This is a genomic window from Caballeronia sp. GAFFF2, assembly GCF_023631485.1.
GTDB lineage: Bacteria > Pseudomonadota > Gammaproteobacteria > Burkholderiales > Burkholderiaceae > Caballeronia.
This window is the reverse complement of sequence record NZ_JALQDA010000025.1, coordinates 82,276-105,538: the sequence shown is the minus strand read 5'-3', so window position 1 is coordinate 105,538 and position 23,263 is coordinate 82,276. Positions and strand designations below refer to the sequence as shown.

Sequence of the window (23,263 nt, the reverse complement as noted above, 5' to 3'; positions counted from 1 at the left end):
AGAAGCGACGGTGCGTTTCTTCTTCATCGGCATATCCATGACTTTTACCTCTCATAATATGCCTCGCCCACAGAATTACGGATAGGTCCGGGTTCCTTTTTCTCAGCTGCCTACGCGGCAGTAAATGGCCTGCAACTCTCTCGTGGCCTCGGTTGTCGTTTCTCAGCTGCCTACGCGGCAGCAAACACGCTAACGCGAAGCAGGTAAAGGTCACTTATTTTCTCAGCTGCCTACCCGGCAGCAAACGGAAATCCGACTGCGGACCCGACGCAAGAGATTTTCTCAGCTGCCTACGCGGCAGCAAACATGCATCAGATAATTCTCGGCGATCTCCTGCGTTTCTCAGCTGCCTACGCGGCAGCAAACGTTCGCCGCACGGCTGTCGGCTGAAGGCTTTATTTCTCAGCTGCCTACGCGGCAGCAAACATCTCCGCAGTCGCAGCTGCGCTCGGCCTGCGTTTCTCAGCTGCCTACGCGGCAGCAAACACTATCAAATGGAGCCGTTGATTCAGGAGATGTTTCTCAGCTGCCTACGCGGCAGCAAACGGCAGGAAAAGATCGAGTTTACGCATACGTACTTTCTCAGCTGCCTACGCGGCAGCAAACTCGGCCCATTCGGCCATCATGCTGCGGCGCTTTTTCTCAGCTGCCTACGCGGCAGCAAACTCACGCAAGGATTTTCAATGCAAGGCTCTATCTTTCTCAGCTGCCTACGCGGCAGCAAACGTGTACTGTACGGATCTACAGTACTTTGAAAATTTCTCAGCTGCCTACGCGGCAGCAAACACCCTTCCGGTCCAGCGACAGAAAAACTTTGCTTTCTCAGCTGCCTACGCGGCAGCAAACTCCGATACGGTGATGCTGGCGGCATCCGTTGCTTTCTCAGCTGCCTACGCGGCAGCAAACAACGAAAAAACGACGATGAAGGCCGCCGCAATTTTCTCAGCTGCCTACGCGGCAGCAAACTGACCGTCGACTATTATTCGGCCCGCATGAGTTTTCTCAGCTGCCTACGCGGCAGCAAACTAGACGATCCAACCGCTATCCTCTTGATCCGTAAAAGAAAGACACCACTACAGCCCAAGCCCCCTAATTCTAAACCCCAACCCTAAGTCATTGATAATCCAAGCAACGAAGAACCGCCTCGAAAAAAGGGTAATGCGCAACTACAAACAGCGGACCGGCGTACACACCACCTCAAACCGCGTACCCCGCTCCGTCGCGAAAGATTCTATCCCGCCGACACGCAAATCGAAGCCCACTTTCTCATATCGCATCGCCCAGCGGCTCGCATCATAAAGGGACGATCCCAGCAAAATAACAAGTCAGCGTTCGCACTCCGACGACCAGCGTTTGCAGCCGCAAACACGCAACCTTGGGCGTCAAAGATGAATAACCCTATGCCAACTTCCATAGCGTCGCGCGCTCTTGACCGCCTCGTCTTCTAACTGACGCCGTCGATCACCAACTTGCCGCCGCCATCTCGAATACAACACGCGCACATCAACTAGTGGCATCCCAACGAATGCCACAGACAAGCGCACCGGCAAGCCGCGTCTAATGTACAAAAACATAGCGCCGTCGAATAAATGGCATGACGGTTGGTATATTCAGCCTCCCCTGATTTTTGCATCGGAGATCGATCAACCATGTTCAAGCTCCTTACTGCGCTATTTGCCGGCGTCTTCATGTTGACTGCCTGCGCGCAGGCATCGTCATCGGCTGCGGGCGCAACGGTGGATCAACCTGCTTCGCGGATAGGACTGGCCAATCCGGCTTCGGTCAACTGCACTCGCCAAGGCGGAACGCTTCAAATCGTCGATACCGTCAATGGCCAGGTCGGAATGTGCCATTTCCCTGGGGGTCAGTCCTGCGAGGAATGGGCGCTACTTCGCGGCCAATGCTCGCCCGGTCAGAAATAACGCTGTACACACCGTATATCGAAATAGGTCAGCAATCAGCGTTAGTTCGCAAGATGCGCTGAATCGAACAAAAGCTGCGCGTATCGGGCGATGACATTCGACACTGCATGCGCCAACGCAACCGCCTGCTTACGAACCCACTGCCGGACGATTTAGCATCTTCGAATCACGTTCGCAAGAACTTTGCGACTGTCATGAAACGTATTCGATGCCGTGACTTTTCTTGACCAATTAGATTGCGCTCCAATGCGAAAATCGCTCGCGCAGTAAAGGGCAATTGGCGCTCAAGAACTTCATTTAGAAAAAAGAAAATGATCAAATTTTCAAAGCTCGCATTCATTGCGGCTACCGCGGTTATCACCGCATCAGCTTCAGCGCAGTCCGTACCGGCCACACGACAAGCCGTGAACGACAACTGGGTGAACGGTACGGGCGAGTACGTGTGGACGAACGGCACGAACGAACTCTGCTGGCGCGACGCATTTTGGACCCCGGCTACGGCCAACGCAAAATGCGATGGGGCGCTGGTGTTAGCAGCCGTGCCACAGAGACCGACCGATGCACCGCCTAATACAGCGCCTATTATTGGGAACACCAGATATAGCTATCAGGCTGACGCGCTGTTCGACTTCGACAAGGCAGTTCTGAAGCCCGCTGGCAAGAGCGCGCTCGACGATCTCGCGACGAAACTCGGCACGGTGAATCTGGAAGTGGTGGTTGCTACCGGCTACACCGACCGCCTTGGTTCGGACAAGTACAACAATCGTCTGTCGTTGCGTCGCGCGCAAGCTGTCAAGGCTTACCTCGTCAGCAAGGGCATCGACGCCAGCCATATCTACGCGGAAAGCAAGGGCAAGCGCAACCCGGTCACCACGGGCTGCAACCAGAAGAACCGCAAGCAACTTATCGCCTGCCTCGCGCCGGATCGTCGCGTGGAAGTCGAAGTGGTTGGCACGCAGCGTCAGACGCAGCAGTAAGGGTTAGTCCATTTCAGATGCACATTGATAAGTACGACCGTGTGAGCAGTACATCGCCACGCTGCCGCCAGTGCTGCATCTGACTTGCTTGTTATCTTTCGCTGGAATCTTGGCAGGCCGGCAATCCCCAAGGCACGGGATTATCTCGGCCCATTAGGGAACGAAGAAAGTGAATCTCGACGAATGCAGCGCGCTCGTCGCCGATTTCGTTCAATAGCTTTTCGCCCGTCGAAGAGCGTTTGAACAGACGCGATTTCGAAGACTCTTGAATCGCAACAAGCTCGAAGCGTAAGTGCTTCTTCCAACAGGCTAGCGACAACCGCCATCGGTGGGCACTTCGTCGCCATCCAACGACACACTGCGAACCAGCCGTCAAAACGAAACTGCCCGGCTTTCACCGGGCAGTCTTCGTCATCTACACAACCTCACTACTTCGCCAGAAACTCGATGCGGCGATTATGAAAGCGGCCGCTTTCCGTATCGTTGCTATCGACAGGCGTCGCTTCACCGTAGCCTTGCGCATTCAGCATCGATCCCGGCACGCCGTGTGCCACGAGATATGAGCGCACTGCTTGCGCACGCTGACGTGACAGTGCCAGGTTCATCGCCGGCGTGCCCACGTTGTCCGAATAGCCCGCCACTTCGAGTTGGACGGCCTTGTTGCTCTTCGCGCACGTCTTCAGCACCTTCGCCGACTGACGCAGATCTTCTGCTGCCGTGACCGGCACCATCGACTTGCCCGTCGCGAAATTGATGACTTGCAGGTTGAGCAGCTTCGCCACGTCGGCATTCGCGCACGATGCGTTCGCGCCAAAGAAGCCCTTCACCGCATCACGGAATGACTGCGTCGCGCTCGCGACGGCCTGCTGCACGTTGAACACACTGATGTCGTAGCCCGAGCCGAACAGCGCCTTGAGCTTATCGAGCCAGCCTGCCTTCACATCGGCAACCGAACCGCCCAGTTCGACGTGCGACCCGACGACCTTCACTTCGGCGCCCGGCACGGCCATCAGCGGCAGCAGGCCGTCGAGGTGAGTCAACCAGTCTGCCGGCTTCGTTGCCGGATCGACAGTGATGTTGGCTGTGAACTTGCCTTCGCCAAACTTCTTCGTCAGGGCGTCGAGCAACTGCGCCTTCTCGGCTTCGCTGCCAACCGTCGCCGTGACCGTCGGCATCCCGGTGATATCGACCGTGAACGACACGCGCGCGTCCTGCGTCGCCGCGGGCGCCGACGCTGCAACGGCAGCCGAAGCGTCCGAGGCGTTCGCTACGGAGGCGGCCGAAGCATCAACCGGTGCAGACGCAACGGCGGGAGTCGAAGCAACGGCCGCGTTACTGGCCGGTTCAGGGCGTGCAACCGGCGCAGTCGAGCTTTGGCTGTTGCACGAACGCAGCGCGAAAATTGCGAGCACGAGCGCGGCAAGCGCGAGCAACCACCACAGCCACGCATGCGAGCGCTTGTGCGTCGGCTTTTTGCGTTCTTGTTTAACTTGCGCCAGGATGGTTCGGGCCGGCAGCGGAGCCGGTTCGGATTGCGGATGCTCGAAATGTGCCGACACATCCTTGAGCTTCGACAGAATTGCCGCGCCGAACGTGGTCACGGTCCCAAGTCCGAGCACGCTCGCGATGTGATCCGTCAGGTGCGCATGAACCTCCGGCAACTGATGCCCGAGCAGCGTAGGCAGTTGCCCGACCGACCCACGCGCTTGGGTGAAGTGCTGCTTCAGGATGCCCATCAAGGCTGCACCGACCACGCCGCACAACGAAAGGCTCGCCGATGGCGACGTGCCGCAATGCCGCGCAATGGCTTCGGCCAGTGCGTTGGTGTCCGCACCCGTCGCCTTGCCGATCAGTTCGCGACCGCCGGCTTCGAATGCCGCCAGCTTCGCCGGGCTTGCGATCGACTGAGAGATTTGGCTGGCAATCTGACCGTTCGCCTCGGGCGACGCGATTGCCGCAAAAACGTGACGCGCACCTTCGGTCGTGCTGGCGCGGTTTGTAAGGGCCGCGACGAGCGCCGGGGCTGCTTTACTCGTTACCTGGCTTATAAGGTCAGGCTCGATTCCGAGTTCTGCGGAAAGAGTCTTGATGACGTCGCCGTTCAAAACCGTTTCCAGGATTTGAAAAATATTGATGCTCATTGCAAATAACCTTGAAGTGCAAACTACTTGATATACAGACGTGACACTTGACACGTCCTTAATACGTCTCCGCTATTTTTTTAAGATGTCGGATTGCGAGTGAAATCGCTGGGGCTGAATCAATGGGAAGCGTAAGTACGACTTGGCGACTAGGTGGCCTCTTGGCTTCTGGCAAAGCCAACCACATGATTTAGTGACGAAAATTAATGGCGATCCGGATGCGGTTTGAAACTTTTATACCGCAATTGGAAGAGCATGCGGGTAAATCAAATGATTGACTCGTGAGGAGTCGAGTCCTTGATTGCGATTCGACAACTATCGACATCTCTCTGACAGCGCGCGGATTATACACACCGTCGGGAGAAAGCGGTCTGGCAGCATTGGACCCGAAAATCCTCAATGTGGTGGTGCGCCTTGCTTTCAGCCATCGATGTCGTTAATCGTGCGTTTTATCGTGTTTTTAAGAATTCGAGCCGGACGCGCATTTATCTCAAGTTTCTCTGACTTGTCTGATAGGGGTAGAGCCGACGCATCCGTACTATCTCAAAAACGCGTGCTAATTGCTGGGAGAAAGAGATGGCTTCAATGAAATCGGGCTCGAAAAACGATCTGTATATCGTGATGCGGCGCGGCGCGCTGCGCACGATCGTTGGCTCCGCGGGATCGGCGGTCGCGTTTGCGCTGGCCGCCGGCCTCGCGCTCGGGCACTACGGTCTCCAGCCGCTACATGCTCGCCACGGGTCCGAAGGGTCTTCCATTGCCGACGCTGCTCCAGCGCAATCTCCCTATGCGGCCGCCGAATTCACGCGGCTGCAGGCCGCTAGTGCTTCGCTGAATGCGCGCGCCGAGCGCCTCACCAATCAGCTGGACAGTTTGAGCGCATTGAACCAGCGCCTGCGCGCGCAGCCGCGTGCGCCTGCCATCCGGGCGGCGGCGACATCAACGCGCCGGTCTGGCAGCGATGCGGCGGGCGGTCCCGAGCTGCCGCCACGGCCTTGTCGAACGAGCGAGGTGCAGGCGGATGCGCAAGTCATCCGTGGCGAACTCGACTGCGTCTCGGCGACACTTACGACGCTCGAACAGCGCGCGGCACGGCACGAAACGGCGTGGGAGGCTTTTCCGGACCGCCGTCCGCTCGTGCTGGGGCGCACCAGTTCGCCGTTTGGCAACCGCCTGGACCCTTTCACGCACCACCTCAGTTTCCACCCCGGCATGGACCTGGTCGCGCCGACGGGCACAGCGATCCTCGCGGCCGCCGGCGGTCGCGTGATCCACGCCGGACCGATGCCAGGTTACGGCAACGCGGTCGAGATCGATCATGGGAACGGCATTTTCACGCTCTACGGTCACGCATCGAAGGTCGAGGTGCGCGTCGGGCAGAAGGTGCTGCCGCGCGAACCGATCGCCAAGGTTGGTTCTACCGGTCGCTCGACGGGTCCGCATCTTCATTTCGAGGTCCGAGTGCATGGCGAACCGGTCAACCCGGCGGACTATCTTTCGCTGTCTTAGAGCAACGCGGATGCATGAGGTGATGGACGCGTTGACGGCTTGTCTGCGCGTGCGTGAGCTTCGGCCAGTCTTCGTCGGTAAGGCGGCCGGTCGCATTCTGTGTTGAGCCAGCCGCCTGCGGGGATTGCGAGTCGTCAAAGCGATTAAGGAGAGCAACCGGGCGAGGCAAGGTGAAACGGCCCGTCGGAGAGGAAAAGCTGGTGGGCCGGGTGGGGCTCGAACCCACTATCGGTCGATTATGAGTCGACAGCTTATACCAGTTAAGCTTCCGGCCCTTTTGAAAGCAGAGGGCAAAAAGAAAGCGCCATGGCGGCGCTTTCTCTAATACAAACGTTGCGCGACAACTGAAGGTTTGCGAGTTTGCCTCACAACGCCTTCCATTACAAGCCCATTGATCCGATCAGTTCCCTTCCAGGAATGACTTGAGCTTGTCCGAACGGCTAGGATGCCGCAGCTTGCGCAACGCCTTCGCCTCGATTTGCCGAATCCGCTCACGCGTGACGTCGAATTGCTTGCCGACTTCTTCCAGCGTGTGGTCCGTGCTCATCTCGATGCCAAAGCGCATCCGCAACACTTTTGCCTCGCGCGGCGTCAACGAATCGAGCACGTCCTTCACGACATCGCGCATGCTGGCATGCAGCGCGGCATCGGAGGGAGCCACCGTGTTCGTATCTTCGATGAAGTCGCCAAGATGCGAATCGTCGTCGTCGCCGATCGGCGTTTCCATGGAGATCGGCTCCTTCGCGATCTTCATGATCTTGCGGATCTTGTCCTCCGGCATCTCCATCTTCTCGGCCAGCGTCGCTGGGTCCGGTTCCAGCCCGGTTTCCTGCAGAATCTGCCGCGAGATGCGATTCATCTTGTTGATTGTTTCGATCATATGAACCGGAATGCGGATGGTGCGCGCCTGGTCCGCAATCGAGCGCGTGATGGCCTGGCGAATCCACCATGTCGCGTATGTCGAAAACTTGTAGCCGCGCCGATATTCGAACTTGTCCACCGCCTTCATCAGGCCGATGTTGCCTTCCTGAATCAGGTCGAGGAACTGCAAGCCGCGGTTCGTGTACTTCTTCGCAATCGAAATCACGAGACGCAGATTCGCCTCGGTCATCTCGCGCTTCGCCTGACGCGCTTTCAGTTCGCCCGCCGCCATCTGACGGTTGGTTTCCTTCAAGTCCTTGAGCGGTAACACGACGCGCGCCTGAAGATCCAAAAGACGCTGCTGCTGCTCGCGAATCGCGGGGATATTGCGCTCGAGCACGGCGCTGTAGTCGTGCCCTTCGGCCACTACTTTGTCGCCCCACTCCAGATCAGTCTCGCTGCCCGGAAAGCGCGTGATGAACTCCGCGCGCGGCATGCCGCACTTGTCGACGACCGTGTGCAGAATCTGCCGCTCGACCTGGCGCACTTCGTCCACTTGCGCGCGCAGCGTGTCGCACAGACGCTCGACGGTACGCGCGGTGAAGCGGATGCTCATGAGTTCGGTCTGTATGGCTTCCTGTGCCTTCAGATAGGCCTTCGACTTGTAGCCTTCCTTCTCGTAGGCGCGCCGCATCTTATCGAACCATTCGCTGATGAGCGAGAACTTTTCGAGCGACTGACGCTTGAGCGCTTCGAGTTGGGCGGCGTTCGCGCTGGCTTGCGCCGCGCCATCGTCGTCGTCCTCTTCCTCGTCGCTTTCCTCGTCCGATTGCTGCTCTACGTCCTCGGTCTCTATCGCTTCGGCTTCCTGTTCGGAAAAACCGTCGGTGTCTTCCGCGTTCGGGTCGATGAGGCCATCCACCAGTTCGTCGACGCGCGTCTCCTCGTTCTGCACACGCTCGGCCATCGCGAGAATGTCGGCGATGGTCGTCGGGCACGCGGAGATCGCCATGACCATGTGCTTGAGGCCGTCTTCGATACGCTTCGCGATCTCGATTTCGCCCTCGCGCGTCAGCAACTCGACCGTGCCCATCTCGCGCATGTACATGCGCACCGGGTCGGTCGTTCGGCCGAATTCGGAGTCGACGGTGGAGAGCGCGACTTCGGCTTCTTCCTCGACTTCATCGTCGGAAGAAGCGTTCGGCGCGTTGTCGTTCAGAAGGAGCGTTTCGGCATCCGGCGCCTGCTCGTACACCGCCACGCCCATGTCATTGAACGTGCTGATGATGCCTTCGATCGCCTCGGTTTCCGTAAAGTTATCGGGCAGGTGATCGTTGATTTCGGCATACGTGAGGAAACCGCGCTCCTTGCCGAGTTTGATGAGCGCGCGAAGCTTCGAGCGGCGCTCCTCGATCTCCTCGACAGTGCCGGGCGCGCTCGACGCGAACGCGTCCTTCAGAAGCGCCTTTTCCTTCGCACGGCGGTCGCGAGCCTTGGCCTTTTCGACCTTCGCCGCAGGCGCGGCGGTGGGCTCCGCAGTTTGCGTTGCGTCGTCTTCGACGGGTACATCGTTCAGCTTTTTCGTCATGGAGTTCGCCATACAGGCTTTAGTCTCGACTCGCGGCTGCTGGACAACAGCCGATGGAACCGTAAATACCAAATGCGCACGCTGCATCGTCCTGCGTGCCCTGCCCGGGGCGCCATCGCGGTTGAATCCGTCGCGGTTCATCACGGCGAATTCGTCATACGCCCTTCACCACGATAGCAGCCGCTTCCCTTGCGCCCGTCTGTACGTCGGCGTGCTTTCCTGTCCGTTTCGTGTCGGAGCAATGTTCAAACGCGTGCTGCGCACCGCTTTTACATGACTCCCACAGCCGATTCGGCCAGCGCCTTGCTGCAACTTCCCTGCTTCCTTCGCTAACTATTCCACGCACCAATAAAGGGATTTCGCCCTTCGAAACGGGAGAGGAATTGACAAAAAGCAACTACTTTTTAACATTTTATTATAGCATCTCGCTATCCGGCTTCAGGGCTAGCCGCCCGTCCCGCCTTGATCTGCGCGATCTTCGCCGAAAGCTCCGAGAACTCCGCAACCTCTTCCGGCGAAAGTCCCGGCTGCCGCGCCAGCAAATCCAGCCGCGCGCGATAACTGTCGTGTTGCAATTTCAGTACCGTCGCCTGCAACTCTTCGGCGAGCAGGCGTTTCTGCTCTTCCACACGCTGCGCGGCGTCCTCATCTGACGGATCGCGCATCAGTAAATCCCGCACGTTTTCATCATAGGCGAGAATTTCCTGGAAGATATCCTCGTAGGTGGGCGCGTTTGCTGCGTTTCTCAAGATGTCTGAAAGCATCTGAAATTCCGCGCTCGTGCCCAGTTCGCGCGCATGCGCGATGACTTCGCTGAACAGTTCGCCATGCTCGGTCATGGTGACGAGCGTGCGTTCGCTGATTCGATCGAGCGATGCCGCGATGCCTGGATACATCACCAGATTGCGTAGCGCGCGCTGTTCCTGACCCGTGACACGCCGGCGTTCGCTCCTCGGCACCATCGCGCGGGCGACGGCGGCAGCACGCGAGTCGATGTCGCAAAGTGCGGCGATTTCCGTGAACGGCGTAGCGAGGCGGTCGGCCAGCATATGCAGAATCTGCACGCGCAACGCGTTGGCGGGCAGCGCCTGCAACAGCGGCTTCGCGTCGAACAGGGCCTTCGCGCGGCCTTCGGGCTGGTCGAGTTCCTTGTCGTTTAGCACCTCGTTGAGCAGAAATTGCGACAGCGGCATTGCGCGGTCGACTTGCTCACCGAAACCGTCGGCACCGAATTCGCGCACATAGCTGTCCGGATCGTGCTCTTTCGGTAAAAACAGAAATTTGATCGTGCGGTTGTCCGCTGCGTGCGGCAGCGCGGCTTCGAGTGCGCGGCGCGCGGCGCGTCGGCCGGCGGAGTCGCCGTCGAAGCTGAAGACCACCGTTTCCGTCTGTCGAAAAAGCTTCTGCACGTGGGCCGGCGTGCAAGCCGTGCCGAGCGTGGCGACGGCGTTCGCAAAACCGAGCTGCGCAAGCGCGACCACGTCCATATAACCTTCGACGACGAGCGCATAACCCAGTTCACGAATGGCAAGACGCGCCTCGAAAAGGCCGTAAAGCTCGCTGCCTTTGCTGAATAAAGGCGTTTCCGGCGAATTCAGATACTTCGGTTCGCCGCTGTCCAGCACGCGCCCGCCAAAGCCAATGACGTTGCCCTTCACATTTCGAATAGGGAACATCACACGTTCGCGGAAGCGGTCGTAGCGGCGCGCTTGTCCTTGCGCGTCGGTTTTTTCGCTGACGATTACGAGCCCTGCTTCCACCAGATTCTCATGGCGGTAATCGGGGAACGCGCTTTCGAGATTCTGCCAGCCGTCGGGCGCGTAGCCCAAGCCAAAGCGCGCCGCGATCTCGCCAGTCAAGCCGCGTTTTTTCAGATAACCGATGGCGTTAGGCGCGCCGCGCAACTGTTTGCGATAGAAGTCGCAGGCGGTCTGCATGACTTCGGTGAGCGCGACGCTGACGGCCTTGCTCGGCGCGTTGGCATAGGCGTCACCGCCCGCGCCACCCGCGCCGCCGCGAAACGACGGCTCCTGCGGCACGGTCAGACCGGCCGACTGCGCGAGGTCCTTCACGGCCTCTGGAAACGTCAGCCCCGTATGCTCCATCAAAAAACCGATGGCCGTGCCATGCGCGCCGCAGCCGAAGCAGTGATAGAACTGCTTGGTCGGACTGACCGTGAACGACGGGCTCTTTTCGTTATGGAACGGACACAAACCCATGAAGTTCGCGCCGCCCTTCTTCAATTGGACGTAACGGCCCACCACGTCGACGATATCGACGCGGTTGAGCAGATCCTGCAGGAAAGCGTGCGGTATCAACGTAGGCGAACGCCGCTGATTACTTGGCGAGCGCGGACTTGACCTGCGCGGAAACGGCCGTCATATCCGCCTTGCCCGCGAGCTTCGGTTTCAGCGCGCCCATGACCTTGCCCATGTCTTGCGGGCCGGCTGCGCCCGTTGCGGCGATGGCGGCCTCGACTTCAGCGGCGATGGCATCGGCGGAAAGCTGTTCGGGCATGTACGCCGCGAGCACGGCGAGTTCGGCGTTTTCCTTCGCCACGAGATCGTCGCGGCTGGCCGCTTGAAACTGGCTGATGGAGTCCTTGCGCTGCTTGATCATCTTGTCGACGACGGCGACGACGGCCGTGTCGTCGAGCGTGATGCGCTCATCGACTTCTCGCTGCTTGATGGCTGCGAGCAGCAGGCGAATGGTGCCGAGGCGCTCGGTTTCGCGCGCGCGCATGGCATTTTTCATGTCGTCGTTGATCTGATCCTTGAGGCTCATCGTTCACCCGGTGCAATTGCGAAATTCGCGATATTGAAAACCCGGCTGGCGCGACGCGTGCCCGTGCGGCTCCCGACCCTTTCCGCTAAAGCAAAAACCCGCTTGGGAATGCTTCCTCAAGCGGGACTTTGAGCGAGGCCGTTGAAACCGCAGCGAAGCTTGAGGCCATCGTGACGTCAGCCGGAGCGAAAGAATCCGTGCCCGAACGCGCGTTTCGAGGCGCCTTCGAACAAATACGGAATCCTCCGATAACCGTTCGAGTATAGCAGGCGCGATGGCGTTTCGAGACCGCGCCACGGCGGCCGGAACGACCCGTCTCAGCCGTGCGCGAACTCCGCCGCGGCCTTGCCCGCCGCGACGCCGGAAGCCCACGCCCATTGAAAGTTGTAGCCGCCGAGCCAGCCCGTCACATCGACAGCCTCGCCGATGAAATACAAGCCCGCGACGCGCTCGCTCATCATCGTCGTGGACGAGAGTTCGCGGGTATCGACGCCGCCGCGCGTGACTTCGGCCTTGCGATAACCTTCGGTGCCGCTCGGCGTGATCGTCCAGTCCGACAACGACGCGCCAAGGCCCTTGAGCGTGCGGTCGGGGAGATCGGCGAGGCGGGCATCGACGGAAACGTGCTGCGCTTCGAGCCACGCGTGCGCGAGCCGTGCGGGAACGTGGTCCGCGAGAAAATTGCCTATTTGTTTCTTCGATCCCGCCTTGGCTTCGAGCAGGAGTTCGGTGGCGTCGGCGTCGGGCAGGAGATCGACGTGGATCGGCTCCGACGTATTCCAGAAACTCGAAATCTGGAGCACGCCCGGACCGGACAGCCCGCGATGCGTCAGCAGCAAGTCCTCGTCGAATTCACCTCGCGTCTTGCCCTTGCCCGTGCCGATGCGAACCGGCAGCGACAGCCCCGACAACGCCGCGAACGGCGCCCAGTCGGCGGACGTGAAAGTGAGCGGCACGAGCGCGGGAAGCGTCTCGACTAGCTTGTGGCCGAACTGTTTCGCCACGCGATACCCGAAATCCGTCGCTCCGATCTTCGGAATGGACAAGCCGCCCGTCGCGATGACGAGCGCGGCCGCGTCGATTGCGCCCGCCGAGGTGTCGAGCGTGAAGCGCGCGCTGTCGTGCCGGATCTCGTGGACGCTCACCGGGCGCCGCCACGCGACGCTGCCGGCATCGCATTCGCTTTTGAGCACGTCGATGATGGTTTCGCTCGAATCGTCGCAAAAAAGCTGGCCTTTGTGCTTTTGATGCCATTTCACGCGGTACTGCTTCAAGAGCGCGAGAAAGTCGCGCGGCGTGTAGCGCGCGAGCGCGGAGCGGCAAAAATGCGGATTCGCCGACAAGAAGTTTGCCGGCTGCGCGTTGAGATTGGTGAAGTTGCAGCGGCCGCCGCCCGAGATACGGATTTTTTCGGCGAGACGCTCGGCGTGGTCGATCAGCACGACGCGACGCCCCGACTGGGCGGCGACTGCCGCGCACATCATGCCGGCCGCGCCCGCGCCGATCACGGCGATATCGAAGGATTCCATGGCGCGCATTGTAACTGGGGGGCGTCGTTACACTGCTATACTTTTCTGTTCCCTTCAAGCGCTCAACCCATGCTAGTTCTCGGCATAGAAAGCTCCTGCGACGAAACCGGCCTCGCCCTCTACGACACGGAGCGCGGCCTCCTCTCGCATGCCCTGCATTCGCAGATCGCGATGCATCGCGAGTACGGCGGCGTGGTGCCCGAACTGGCTTCGCGGGATCACATCCGCCGGGCGCTGCCGCTCCTCGAACAAGTCATGGCCGAGGCCCACGCCGCGCGCGCCGACATCGATGCCATCGCGTTCACGCAAGGTCCGGGGCTCGCGGGCGCGCTGCTGGTGGGCGCGAGCATCGCCAATGCGCTGGCGATGGCATGGGACAAACCCACTGTCGGCATCCATCATCTCGAAGGACACCTGTTGTCGCCGCTGCTCGTCGATGCCCCGCCGCCGTTTCCGTTCGTCGCGCTGCTCGTATCGGGCGGCCATACGCAACTGATGCGCGTCACCGATATCGGCGTCTACGAGACGCTCGGCGAAACGCTCGACGACGCGGCGGGCGAAGCCTTCGACAAGACCGCAAAGCTGCTCGGGCTGGGTTATCCGGGCGGGCCGGAAGTGTCGCGGCTGGCGGAATTCGGCACGCCGGGCGCGGTCACGCTGCCGCGTCCGATGCTGCATTCAGGCGATCTCGACTTCAGCTTCAGCGGCTTGAAGACCGCCGTGCTGACTCAAAGCCGCAAGCTCGGCGCGAATGTCTGCGAGCAGGCAAAGGCGGATCTGGCGCGAGGTTTCGTCGATGCAGCCGTCGACGTGCTCGTCGCCAAGTCGCTCGCGGCGCTCAAGAAAACCGGGCTGAAGCGGCTGGTCGTGGCGGGCGGCGTGGGCGCGAACCGGCAGTTGCGCGAGGCGTTGTCGGCTGCGGCAAGGAAGCGGCGCTTCGACGTGCATTACCCCGACCTGGCGCTTTGCACCGATAACGGCGCGATGATCGCGCTGGCGGGCGCGTTGCGGCTTGCCCGCTGGCCGGAGCAGGCCGGGCGGGATTATGCATTTACGGTGAAGCCCAGATGGGATTTGAGTTCGCTGGCGCGAGTTTGATCTTTGCGTGGCTTCGTGCGAAGTCTGGTTTGCTGAATTGACCGCACGACAGTCTCGACTCAGCCAAGGCCCACACGGATCGCAACACGCGACCAACGCGCTCACGAATGAGCAACGCATGCGCCTTGCGCGCGAAGCGCGGCACGCACGGCGATATTCGCGCGGCCACTGCATCGCCAAATGAGGAAAAGGGCGTGGCTCCAACGTTCATTTCGGCGGATCGAACGCCTGCACAACCGCCCCGAACGCCGGCAGCGCCTCACACCGATCGCCATGCGCGATCAACGCCAGCCAGCGATTCCCGCTGACCAACGCCCCATGCGCTTCGCGCACGAACCGCAGCGCGCACGCAACGGCGATATCCGCGTGACCGATTGCATCGCCGAACCAGAAAGGCGTCGGTCGCGCCGCGCGATCCGCTTCCAGCACGTCGAGCACGCGTTCGATCTGCCCCGTGCAGCGCTCGACCCAAGCCTGCGACTTTTCCGCGTGCATCACGCGCTCGTAGACCAGCGCCACAGCCTTGTCCGCGAGACCCGTCGCGAGCGCACACACCTTCAGCGCCGCACGACGCTGCGCGCCGCTTTGCGCAATCATCGCGCGGTCGTCGCCGGCGAGTTCATCGAGATAGTCGAGGATCGTCGCGCTCTCGATCACCGTGTCGCCCGACTCCAGCACGAGCGTCGGCACGCGCGAGAGCGGGTTGAACGGCGCGATCTTGCCGGCATCGCCGAAAGTCGACCATGGCCAATGCTCGTAGCCAATGCCATAAAGATTCAGCGCAATGGCCACGCGTCTGACAAACGGGGAATCGTATTGGCCGATGAGAATCACGACGCACTCCGCAAAGTTCGGGTCGAACAGTTTAAGCGCGCGCGGGCTTCGGAAACAATGGCCACGCGAGCAACGCGCACACGCCCGCCAGCAGCCACACGCCCGGCCACGAAGTCGCCGCCAGCACATGCGGAATGACGAGCGGCGTCACGAACAAGCCCACGTAGACGGCCGTGTTGGTCATGCCGAGCGCCGTGCCGGCGCGCTGCATGCCGGCGAGCGTGGCGAGTTCGGTGTACGCCACCCCATGCCATGCCGATACGCAAATGCCCGCGAAGACCAGCATCGCCGCGAGCAAGTACGGAAGCTGCGCGACGCCCAGCGCGGTCGCCGCCGCCAACGCCACGAACGACACCGACGCGACCACCACCGATCCCCGCAAATACGGGCGCCGGTTGCCGCGACGATCCGTATGACGGCCGCTCCAGACGCGCATGATCATGGCGCCGAGTTGCAGCGCGCCCATCGTCGCGCTGATCGCCGCGACGCCGAAGTGTCCCGCGTCGTGCATGAAAACCGTCGCGAAGGTCAGCACCGCGAATTGCGGCACGCACAGCACGCCGATACCGAGCACCACGCGCCAGATCCGCGCATCTCTCAACGGCGCAACCGTCGTTGCCTGCGATACCCCCGCGTCCGCGCGATGCGACCTTTCCGGGGGCTCATGCAGCCAGCGCCAGGTGAATGCGCCGGAGATCGCGCACATTGCGGCGAGCGTGCCGAACACCGCGCCAAAACCGTGCGATGAAGCGAGCCACGGCAGCAACGCCGCGCCCAGACCGCCACCCATCGGCACGGCGGTCTGGCGGATGCTCATCGCGAGACCGCGCTCGCCTTCGCCAAACCACGCCATGACCGCGCGCCCGCTCGATCCGTTGACGCTGCCACCGAGCGTGCCTAGCAGGAACATCGCGAAAACGAGCCAGCCGAGCGCGGGCGCCGCGCCGAAGCCCGACGGCACCGCGAAGACGCTCATGCCGAGCAGCACGGCAGCCGTCGCGAACAGTCCCGTCAGCAAGACGGGCCGGTCGCCCCAGCGGTCGGTGAGCAATCCCCAAGGAAGTTCCGATACCGCAAGCCCCAGCCCGAGCGCGCCGAGCACGAGTCCGACTTCGCCGTTGCCGAAGTGATAGCCGCTGCGCATCCAGACGGCCGTCGTCGGAATGCCGCCGATTGCCGCCGAAAAACTCGCGTTGGCGGCCACGCCCACGCCGAGCACTTTCCATCGATGCGCGCTCGAACGCGACGCTGCGTTCAAGGTTAAAGGAGTTGCCATGTCGCCGCCCTGTTTTCAATTTGACTGAACCCAGTGTGACGGCATACGATCATCCTGAAAATAGCAAAGTTTTGCATCGATCGTTCGATAAAACAGGATTGTTGCCATGACTCAAACCACGTTCGACCTCGCGGTCCTTCGCAGCTTCGTCGCGGGCATGGACTTAGGAAGTTTCGCCAAGGCCGCGGACCGCGTCGGTCGCTCGACTTCCGCCGTCAGCGCGCAGATCCGCAAGTTGGAAGAGCAGGCGGGCACGCCGCTTTTTCGTAAATCGGGTCGTGGGCTCGCGCTCACCGACGCGGGCACGGTGATGCTCGCCTATGCGCGCCGTCTCGTCGAATTGAACGATGAAGCGGCGGTCGCGGTGCGCGGCGTCGACCTCGAAGGCTGGATACGGCTCGGTCTGCAGGAAGACTTCGGCGAAGTTTTGCTGCCGGAAGTGCTGGGCCGCTTTGCGCGGGCGCATCCGAAAGTGCGAATCGAAGCGCGGGTGGCGCGCAACACCGAATTGCTGGAGCGCATCGAGGCGGGTCAGCTCGATCTCGCGCTCGTCTGGGGCGCAGGCAGCGCAACCGACGTTGGCAACGCGACCAGCCTCCCTCAACCGATCGCCGCGCCGCCGATGCGCTGGATCGTGTCATCGACAGTACCGTGGCAGTTCGATCCGGACGAGCCGCTACCGTTGATCGCGTTCGACCGCCCGTGTCTCTTTCACAGCGCCGCCGCCGCGGCGCTGGATCGCGCGGGCATCAAGTGGCGCATCGCGTTCACGAGTCCGAGTCTGTCGGGATTGTGGGCGGCCGCCGCCGCAGGTCTCGGCGTGACGGTGCGCACGGCCTATGGCGTGCCAACCACGGTGCGCGCCCTCGAATGCGATGAGAGCGGCTTACCGTCGCTGCCGTCGATTCCGCTCGCGCTGCATCGCGGATCGGGCGCGGGATCGCCCGTGGTAGACCGGCTCGCGTCACTCGTGATGGATTCGGTGCGCGAAATGCACGCATCGACTCAAACCGTGGCGGCTTGAGCCTTCGCTCAACCGAGGCGCTTGTCGCGCTCGATCACCGCATACGCGCTGTGATTGTGGATCGACTCGAAGTTTTCGGCTTCGAGCACATAAGCGACGATGCGCGTATCGGCATTCAGCCGCGTGGCCACGTCGCGCACGAGGTCCTCGACGAACTTCGGATTTTCATACGCACGCTCGGTCACGAACTTTTCGTCGGGCCGCTTGAGCAAGCCCCACAATTCACACGACGCCTCTTCCTCGGCGATTCGCACCAGTTCTTCCACCGCGACTTCGCCCGCCAACTCCGCCGTGATGGTCACGTGCGAGCGCTGATTGTGCGCGCCGTACTGCGAAATCTTCTTCGAGCAAGGACAAAGGCTCGTAACGGGGACGAGCACTTTCATGGTCATGCGCGTTTCGCCGTCGTGCGTTTCGGCAATAAAGCTTACGTCGTAATCCAGGAGACTCTGCACGCCGGACACCGGCGCGGTCTTCATGACGAAGTAAGGCAGACTCACTTCGATACGGCCGGAATGCGCCTCCAGTTTCGTCAGCATCGAGACGAGCAGCGCACGCAGGGAAGTTTGATCGAGCGGCTCGCGATTCTCCTCGAGCAGCGCGACGAAACGCGACATATGCGTGCCCTTTTGCTCGGCGGGCAGATGCACATCGAGGTTCCATACGCCAACGCTCGGCTGCACGCCGTTTGCCGACCGCACCGACAACGGATGCCGCACTCCCTTCACGCCGACACGCGCAATGGCGATCTGACGCGTATCAGGCGTGCTTTGAACGTCGGGCATCACGAAGGCGGGATTCATCTGGTTCATTGATTCTTGTCCTTGGGCTCGCGCGGTCTTTCCTGAAAGCGCGCTTCATAACTCGTAAGCGAACACGGCGCGGATTGCGGCCCGCGCCGTGTAGAGACTAAGTGCAAAGCACGGCGCGCCCCGAGCGCGCCGCGTTAGGCTGAAACGTCAGGCGACGCGCTTTTCCAGCTTGCCCGGCTGGGCGCTCACGACCGCGTTGAGAAAGCGCTCGCGAATGGATTTCGCGATACCTGCGCCGTCCAGACCGACGCTTGCAAGCAGCTTCGCGGGATCGCCGTGATCGATAAAGACGTCCGGCAAACCAAGCTGAAGCACGGGCTTCACGACCGAACTGGCCAGCAGCGCTTCGACGCATGCCGAACCCGCACCACCCATGATCGCACCTTCCTCGATGGTCACGAGCGCGTCGTGAGTGGCGGCGAGTTCGCGCAGCAAGTCGGCGTCGACAGGCTTCACGAAGCGCATGTTGGCCACCGTCAGATCCAACTCTTCGGCGGCAACGAGCGACGGCGCGACCATGGTGCCGAACGCGAGAACGGCGATGCGCTTGCCCGAGCCGAGTTTCTGCGACGACTCGCGGCGCACCTCGCCCTTGCCAAGCGGAATGGCGGTCATTTGTTTGACGGTTGCCACGCCCGTGCCCGCGCCACGCGGATACCGCACGGCTGTCGGGTTCGGCTGCTGAAGCGCGGTGTAGAGCATCTGACGGCATTCGTTTTCGTCGGATGCGGCCATCACCGTCATGTTCGGGATGCAGCGCAGGAACGCGAGGTCGTAATTGCCCGCGTGCGTTGCACCGTCCGCGCCGACGAGACCCGCGCGGTCGATGGCGAACACCACTGGCAGATTCTGCAGCGCGACGTCGTGGATCAGCTGGTCGTACGCGCGCTGCAGGAAAGTCGAGTAGATGGCGACGACGGGCTTCATGCCGTCTGCAGCCAAGCCGCCCGCAAACGTCACCGCATGTTGCTCGGCGATGCCGACATCGTAATAACGATCCGGGAAGCGCTTTTCAAATTCGACCATGCCCGAGCCTTCGCGCATGGCAGGCGTGATGGCAACCACGCGCGAGTCTTGCGCGGCAGCGTCGCACAGCCATTCGCCGAACACCTGCGTGTAGGTTTTCTTCGAGGGCGCCGTCGATGGCTTGATGCCTTCGGCCGGATTGAATTTGCCGGGACCGTGATAGAGCACCGGATCGGCTTCGGCGAGCTTGTAGCCTTGGCCTTTCTTGGTCACGACGTGCAGGAATTGCGGACCACGCAGTTCCTTGATGTTCTGCAGCGTCGGAATGAGCGAATCGAGATCGTGACCGTCGATCGGCCCAATGTAGTTGAAGCCGAACTCTTCGAAGAGCGTGGCTGGCACGATCATGCCCTTCGCGTGCTCTTCGAGCTTGCGGGCGAGATCGAGCATGGGCGGCGCGACGCGCAGCACGCGTTCGACACCGGCGCGCGCGGCGGCGTAGAAGCGGCCCGACATCAGACGCGCGAGATGACGATTCAACGCGCCCACGGGCGGCGAGATCGACATGTCGTTGTCGTTGAGGATCACGAGCAAGGGCACGTCGTCGGCGACGCCGGCGTTGTTCATTGCCTCGAAGGCCATGCCCGCGGTCATCGCGCCGTCGCCGATCACGGCGATGGAATAGCGGTTGTCGCCCTGCAGCTTGTTGGCGATCGCCATGCCGAGCGCCGCCGATATCGACGTGCTCGAATGCGCCGTGCCGAACGTGTCGTACTCCGACTCGCTGCGGCGCGGGAAGCCCGAAATGCCGTTCAACTGACGCAACGAGTGCATCTGGTCGCGTCGGCCTGTCAGGATCTTGTGCGGATACGTCTGATGGCCGACGTCCCAAACGATACGGTCATTCGGCGTATCGAATACGTAATGCAGCGCGATCGTCAGCTCTACCGTGCCGAGATTGGACGAGAGATGGCCGCCCGTCTGCGACACGCTGTCGAGCACGTAGGCCCGCAGTTCGTCGGCAAGCGGCTGCAGTTGGCGTCGATCGAGGGCGCGAAGGTCGGCCGGATCGTCGATGGTTTTCAGCAAGTCGTACATCGTCGTCCCATTTTAGGAAAACTGGCGTCATTCGTTCAACGCGGTCATTGCGCCGTGGGGTTCGTCACGCATTCAACGTTCAGTGCACCCGGTTCACAACCAGGTCGGCAAGTTCGGCCAGGCGCTGTCCGCGCGCGCCGAACGGCTCTATTGCAGCGTGCGCATCGCGGCCGAGTTGCGCGGCGAGTTCGCGCGACGCGTCCAGCCCGATGATCGAAACATACGTGGGCTTGTCGTGCTGCGCATCCTTGCCCGCGGTCTTGCCAAGCGTGGCGGAGTCCGCCGTGACATCGAGGATATCGTCCACCACCTGAAACGCGAGGCCGACCGCGGCGGCGTAATGATCGAGCGCCGCGAGCGCCTTGGCGTCCGGACGTTCGCCCGCGAGCGCACCCATGCGCACCGAGGCGCGCAGCAACGCGCCCGTCTTCTTGCGATGCATGGTTTCGAGCTCCGGCCGCGACAGCTTGCGCCCGACGCTTTCGAGATCGATGGCCTGACCGCCCGCCATGCCGAGCGAGCCGCTTGCGAGCGCCAGTTCGCGCACGAGCGCGGCCTGCTGGGTATCGCTCAGACCATTGCCTTCGGATGTCAGCGCGACGAACGCCTGCGACTGCAACGCGTCGCCGACGAGCAGTGCCGTCGCTTCGTCATATTGCACGTGTACCGTGGGCTTGCCGCGACGCAACGCGTCGTCGTCCATTGCGGGCATATCGTCATGCACGAGCGAATAGACGTGAATCATTTCGAGCGCCGCGCTTGCCGCTTCGACGGCCGGCGCGCTCGCGTGGGTCAGTTCGCCCGCAGCGTGCACGAGAAGCGGCCGCACACGCTTGCCGCCGCCCAGCACCGCGTACCGCATGGCTTCGTGCAGACGCGCCGGCGCGATGTCCGTGCCCGGCAGATAGTGCTCCAGCGCGGTCTCGACGCGATCGAGCGTGGCACGCATCCATTGTTCGAAGCTCATAGGTCGTCGTCCCCTCGGTCGTTGGTGGCTCCTGCACCCTGGGTCGCGCGCTGTACCTCGACGGGCAGCGGCTTGAGCGTCTCGCCATCGAGCACGCGCACCTGCTGCTCGACTTTTTCGAGCTGTTGTTGGCAAAAGCCCACAAGCGCGGCGCCGCGCCGGTATGCCGCGAGCGACTCCTCGAGACTCAGCGCGCCCGCTTCCATGCGGCCGACGAGTGATTCGAGTTCCGCGAGCGCTGTTTCGTAGTTTTCCGGAAGCGGCGCGGCGTCGTTGGCAAGCGCGCCTGCACCGGTTTCTTCGCGTGTATCGGGGACAGCGGTCTTCGCCATGAATCGTGGATGTGCAAATGTATTTTGGAACCAAGTCGCACATTCTACGGCAAAAGCCAGTTTTTCGACCCGAAACACGTCCGTCGCAAAGCGTGGAGACGGCTAATCCTTGAGCTTGCGCCACAGCCGCCCGGCGTAGGGACGCGACGCCCTCGCGCCGGCTTTGAACGGAACTCCTGCAACAATTTATACCCAAATCAAGACCTTATACGCCCGAGTGTGGCGGATTTCGGTATAATCGCGGGCTCCCTAAATCGAATCTTCGATGGTTGGGTTGTTCACTGCTTTCACGTCTTAACGGGAGTGGGAATGTCCAATCTGAGCAATGCATTGCAACTGAATGCCATTCACAGTCAGTTGCCAGTCACGGCTTACTTTGACGAAGCGCTTCTTACGCGCGAAATCGAAACACTTTTCAAGCTTGGTCCACGCTACGTCGGGCATGAACTCATGGTTCCCGAAGCGGGAAACTATTTCGCGCTTCCTGGCGAGGGCGAAGGGCGCGTGCTCGTGCGCAATCAGCAGTCGAATATCGAATTGCTGTCGAACGTGTGCCGCCATCGCCAGGCAATCATGCTGAACGGTCGCGGCAGCGCGGACAACATCGTCTGCCCGCTGCATCGCTGGACGTACGATCTGAACGGCCAGTTGCTCGGCGCGCCGCATTTCGCCGACAAGCCCTGCTTGAATCTCGGCGCCACGCCGCTGCAAAACTGGCAAGGCCTTCTCTTCGAGGCCGCGGGTCGCAATGTCGCGGCCGATCTCGCGAAACTCGGCACGGCGCGTCATTTCGACTTTTCGGGCTATATGTTCGATCACGTCGAAGTGCACGAGTGCAACTACAACTGGAAGTCCTTCATCGAGGTTTATCTGGAGGACTATCACGTCGCGCCGTTCCATCCGGGACTCGGCAGCTTCGTGTCGTGCGACAACCTCGAGTGGGAATTCGGCGACTGGTACAGCGTCCAGACCGTCGGCGTGCACAAGAATCTGGAGAAGCCGGGCAGCCCGACGTATCGCAAATGGCACGACGAAGTCCTGCGCTTCCGTAACGGTACGCCGCCCGAATTCGGCGCCATCTGGATGGTGTATTACCCCGGTCTCATGATCGAGTGGTATCCGCACGTGCTGGTGGTGTCGTGGCTGATCCCGCAGGGCACGCAGAAGACGACCAACATCGTCGAGTTCTACTATCCCGAGGAGATTGCGCTTTTCGAGCGCGAATTCATCGAGGCGGAACGTGCGGCCTATATGGAAACCGCGCGTGAGGACGATGAAATTGCCGAACGCATGGACGCCGGCCGGCGCGCGCTCATGTCGCGTGGCGAGAATCAGGTCGGGCCGTATCAGAGTCCGATGGAATCCGGCATGCAGCATTTCCACGAGTTTCTGCGGCATCAGCTCGGGGCCATCTGAACGCCGTTCGGCTATCGCGCGGGAATCATGAAAAGGCGGGCTTTCGAGTCCGCCTTTTTGTTTAGACTAGCTGTATCCCCACTTCACGCGCGCGGCGATTGACACGACCGGGCGCGGACGCTTTGCAAG

17 protein-coding genes, 1 tRNA gene and 1 CRISPR repeat array are annotated in these 23,263 nt (G+C 61.3%); of the genes, 6 read left to right on the top strand and 12 right to left on the bottom strand.

Annotated features, from left to right (window positions below; all coding sequences use genetic code 11):
* Nucleotides 1–98 precede the first annotated feature (98 nt).
* A CRISPR array of direct repeats spans nucleotides 99–1,026; the repeat unit is 28 nt; unit sequence TTTCTCAGCTGCCTACGCGGCAGCAAAC.
* Between the two features lie 623 nt (nucleotides 1,027–1,649).
* Both NCT04_RS16285 and ompA read left to right on the top strand, forming a co-directional pair.
* Nucleotides 1,650–1,922 (top strand): putative hemolysin, encoded by a 273-nt coding sequence (locus tag NCT04_RS16285; RefSeq protein WP_350030015.1) that lies wholly within the window; start codon nucleotides 1,650–1,652, stop codon nucleotides 1,920–1,922.
* A 311-nt stretch (nucleotides 1,923–2,233) separates the two neighbouring features.
* A complete protein-coding gene (ompA, locus tag NCT04_RS16280; protein WP_250466527.1) occupies nucleotides 2,234–2,899 on the top strand; it encodes an outer membrane protein OmpA in 666 nt (221 codons plus the stop codon).
* A gap of 428 nt (nucleotides 2,900–3,327) precedes the next feature.
* Here the strand turns inward: ompA and NCT04_RS16275 are convergent, their stop codons facing one another.
* Complete coding sequence (locus NCT04_RS16275; protein ID WP_250466525.1) at nucleotides 3,328–5,040, bottom strand: OmpA family protein; 1,713 nt, start codon at nucleotides 5,038–5,040, stop codon at nucleotides 3,328–3,330.
* A gap of 576 nt (nucleotides 5,041–5,616) precedes the next feature.
* Between NCT04_RS16275 and NCT04_RS16270 the strand changes: the two genes are divergently transcribed.
* Nucleotides 5,617–6,549 carry a M23 family metallopeptidase gene (locus tag NCT04_RS16270; RefSeq protein ID WP_250466524.1) on the top strand — a complete coding sequence of 311 codons (933 nt, stop codon included), beginning with the start codon at nucleotides 5,617–5,619 and terminating at the stop codon, nucleotides 6,547–6,549.
* Nucleotides 6,550–6,747: 198 nt separating this feature from the next.
* Here NCT04_RS16270 and NCT04_RS16265 read toward each other — a convergent pair.
* The 5 genes from NCT04_RS16265 to NCT04_RS16245 form a co-directional block, all read right to left on the bottom strand.
* Nucleotides 6,748–6,824, bottom strand: a tRNA-Ile gene (locus NCT04_RS16265).
* A 125-nt stretch (nucleotides 6,825–6,949) separates the two neighbouring features.
* Complete coding sequence (rpoD, locus tag NCT04_RS16260; RefSeq protein WP_244829191.1) at nucleotides 6,950–9,010, bottom strand: RNA polymerase sigma factor RpoD; 2,061 nt, start codon at nucleotides 9,008–9,010, stop codon at nucleotides 6,950–6,952.
* Between the two features lie 416 nt (nucleotides 9,011–9,426).
* Nucleotides 9,427–11,316 (bottom strand): DNA primase, encoded by a 1,890-nt coding sequence (gene dnaG / locus NCT04_RS16255; protein ID WP_250466523.1) that lies wholly within the window; start codon nucleotides 11,314–11,316, stop codon nucleotides 9,427–9,429.
* 19 nt (nucleotides 11,317–11,335) lie between these two features.
* The gene (locus NCT04_RS16250; RefSeq protein WP_244829189.1) at nucleotides 11,336–11,782 is read right to left on the bottom strand and encodes a GatB/YqeY domain-containing protein; all 447 of its coding nucleotides are present in this window, start codon (nucleotides 11,780–11,782) and stop codon (nucleotides 11,336–11,338) included.
* A gap of 317 nt (nucleotides 11,783–12,099) precedes the next feature.
* Nucleotides 12,100–13,311, bottom strand: coding sequence for a BaiN/RdsA family NAD(P)/FAD-dependent oxidoreductase (locus tag NCT04_RS16245; RefSeq protein ID WP_250466522.1), 1,212 nt, complete (start codon nucleotides 13,309–13,311; stop codon nucleotides 12,100–12,102).
* 69 nt (nucleotides 13,312–13,380) lie between these two features.
* Between NCT04_RS16245 and tsaD the strand changes: the two genes are divergently transcribed.
* On the top strand, nucleotides 13,381–14,409 hold the full coding sequence (gene tsaD, locus NCT04_RS16240; RefSeq protein ID WP_244829187.1) for a tRNA (adenosine(37)-N6)-threonylcarbamoyltransferase complex transferase subunit TsaD: 1,029 nt from the start codon (nucleotides 13,381–13,383) through the stop codon (nucleotides 14,407–14,409).
* Nucleotides 14,410–14,616: 207 nt separating this feature from the next.
* Here the strand turns inward: tsaD and NCT04_RS16235 are convergent, their stop codons facing one another.
* Together NCT04_RS16235 and NCT04_RS16230 are read right to left on the bottom strand one after the other, a co-directional pair.
* The gene (locus NCT04_RS16235) at nucleotides 14,617–15,243 is read right to left on the bottom strand and encodes a glutathione S-transferase family protein (protein ID WP_244829186.1); all 627 of its coding nucleotides are present in this window, start codon (nucleotides 15,241–15,243) and stop codon (nucleotides 14,617–14,619) included.
* A gap of 31 nt (nucleotides 15,244–15,274) precedes the next feature.
* Nucleotides 15,275–16,519, bottom strand: a complete 1,245-nt coding sequence (locus NCT04_RS16230) for an MFS transporter (protein WP_250466521.1) — start codon at nucleotides 16,517–16,519, stop codon at nucleotides 15,275–15,277.
* A 106-nt stretch (nucleotides 16,520–16,625) separates the two neighbouring features.
* Between NCT04_RS16230 and NCT04_RS16225 the strand changes: the two genes are divergently transcribed.
* On the top strand, nucleotides 16,626–17,543 hold the full coding sequence (locus NCT04_RS16225; protein ID WP_250466520.1) for a LysR substrate-binding domain-containing protein: 918 nt from the start codon (nucleotides 16,626–16,628) through the stop codon (nucleotides 17,541–17,543).
* An 8-nt stretch (nucleotides 17,544–17,551) separates the two neighbouring features.
* Here NCT04_RS16225 and folE2 read toward each other — a convergent pair whose 3' ends face one another.
* The 4 genes from folE2 to NCT04_RS16205 all read right to left on the bottom strand — a co-directional run bounded on the left by folE2 (nucleotide 17,552) and on the right by NCT04_RS16205 (nucleotide 21,718).
* A complete protein-coding gene (gene folE2, locus NCT04_RS16220; RefSeq protein WP_250466519.1) occupies nucleotides 17,552–18,355 on the bottom strand; it encodes a GTP cyclohydrolase FolE2 in 804 nt (267 codons plus the stop codon).
* A 147-nt stretch (nucleotides 18,356–18,502) separates the two neighbouring features.
* Nucleotides 18,503–20,419, bottom strand: a complete 1,917-nt coding sequence (gene dxs / locus NCT04_RS16215) for a 1-deoxy-D-xylulose-5-phosphate synthase (RefSeq protein ID WP_244829182.1) — start codon at nucleotides 20,417–20,419, stop codon at nucleotides 18,503–18,505.
* 79 nt (nucleotides 20,420–20,498) lie between these two features.
* The gene (locus NCT04_RS16210; protein ID WP_250466518.1) at nucleotides 20,499–21,386 is read right to left on the bottom strand and encodes a polyprenyl synthetase family protein; all 888 of its coding nucleotides are present in this window, start codon (nucleotides 21,384–21,386) and stop codon (nucleotides 20,499–20,501) included.
* Nucleotides 21,383–21,718 carry an exodeoxyribonuclease VII small subunit gene (locus NCT04_RS16205; RefSeq protein ID WP_244829180.1) on the bottom strand — a complete coding sequence of 112 codons (336 nt, stop codon included), beginning with the start codon at nucleotides 21,716–21,718 and terminating at the stop codon, nucleotides 21,383–21,385. Before NCT04_RS16205 ends, NCT04_RS16210 begins: the two co-directional genes overlap by 4 nt.
* 309 nt (nucleotides 21,719–22,027) lie before the next feature.
* On the opposite strand from NCT04_RS16205, the gene NCT04_RS16200 reads away from it, so the two are divergent.
* Entirely contained in the window at nucleotides 22,028–23,134 is a 1,107-nt protein-coding gene (locus NCT04_RS16200) for an aromatic ring-hydroxylating oxygenase subunit alpha (RefSeq protein ID WP_244829179.1), read from the top strand.
* Nucleotides 23,135–23,263 lie beyond the last annotated feature (129 nt).

What these genes read in the sequence shown, in the direction of transcription:
- NCT04_RS16205 (WP_244829180.1), bottom strand. Translation starts at nt 21,718, where the DNA reads ATGGCGAAGACCGCTGTCCCCGATACACGCGAAGAAACCGGTGCAGGC.
- rpoD (WP_244829191.1), bottom strand. Translation starts at nt 9,010, where the DNA reads ATGGCGAACTCCATGACGAAAAAGCTGAACGATGTACCCGTCGAAGAC.
- NCT04_RS16270 (WP_250466524.1), top strand. Translation starts at nt 5,617, where the DNA reads ATGGCTTCAATGAAATCGGGCTCGAAAAACGATCTGTATATCGTGATG.
- NCT04_RS16275 (WP_250466525.1), bottom strand. Translation starts at nt 5,040, where the DNA reads ATGAGCATCAATATTTTTCAAATCCTGGAAACGGTTTTGAACGGCGAC.
- NCT04_RS16200 (WP_244829179.1), top strand. Translation starts at nt 22,028, where the DNA reads ATGTCCAATCTGAGCAATGCATTGCAACTGAATGCCATTCACAGTCAG.
- NCT04_RS16250 (WP_244829189.1), bottom strand. Translation starts at nt 11,782, where the DNA reads ATGAGCCTCAAGGATCAGATCAACGACGACATGAAAAATGCCATGCGC.
- NCT04_RS16210 (WP_250466518.1), bottom strand. Translation starts at nt 21,386, where the DNA reads ATGAGCTTCGAACAATGGATGCGTGCCACGCTCGATCGCGTCGAGACC.
- NCT04_RS16285 (WP_350030015.1), top strand. Translation starts at nt 1,650, where the DNA reads ATGTTCAAGCTCCTTACTGCGCTATTTGCCGGCGTCTTCATGTTGACT.
- NCT04_RS16225 (WP_250466520.1), top strand. Translation starts at nt 16,626, where the DNA reads ATGACTCAAACCACGTTCGACCTCGCGGTCCTTCGCAGCTTCGTCGCG.
- NCT04_RS16245 (WP_250466522.1), bottom strand. Translation starts at nt 13,311, where the DNA reads ATGGAATCCTTCGATATCGCCGTGATCGGCGCGGGCGCGGCCGGCATG.
- dxs (WP_244829182.1), bottom strand. Translation starts at nt 20,419, where the DNA reads ATGTACGACTTGCTGAAAACCATCGACGATCCGGCCGACCTTCGCGCC.
- ompA (WP_250466527.1), top strand. Translation starts at nt 2,234, where the DNA reads ATGATCAAATTTTCAAAGCTCGCATTCATTGCGGCTACCGCGGTTATC.
- tsaD (WP_244829187.1), top strand. Translation starts at nt 13,381, where the DNA reads ATGCTAGTTCTCGGCATAGAAAGCTCCTGCGACGAAACCGGCCTCGCC.
- folE2 (WP_250466519.1), bottom strand. Translation starts at nt 18,355, where the DNA reads ATGAACCAGATGAATCCCGCCTTCGTGATGCCCGACGTTCAAAGCACG.
- NCT04_RS16230 (WP_250466521.1), bottom strand. Translation starts at nt 16,519, where the DNA reads ATGGCAACTCCTTTAACCTTGAACGCAGCGTCGCGTTCGAGCGCGCAT.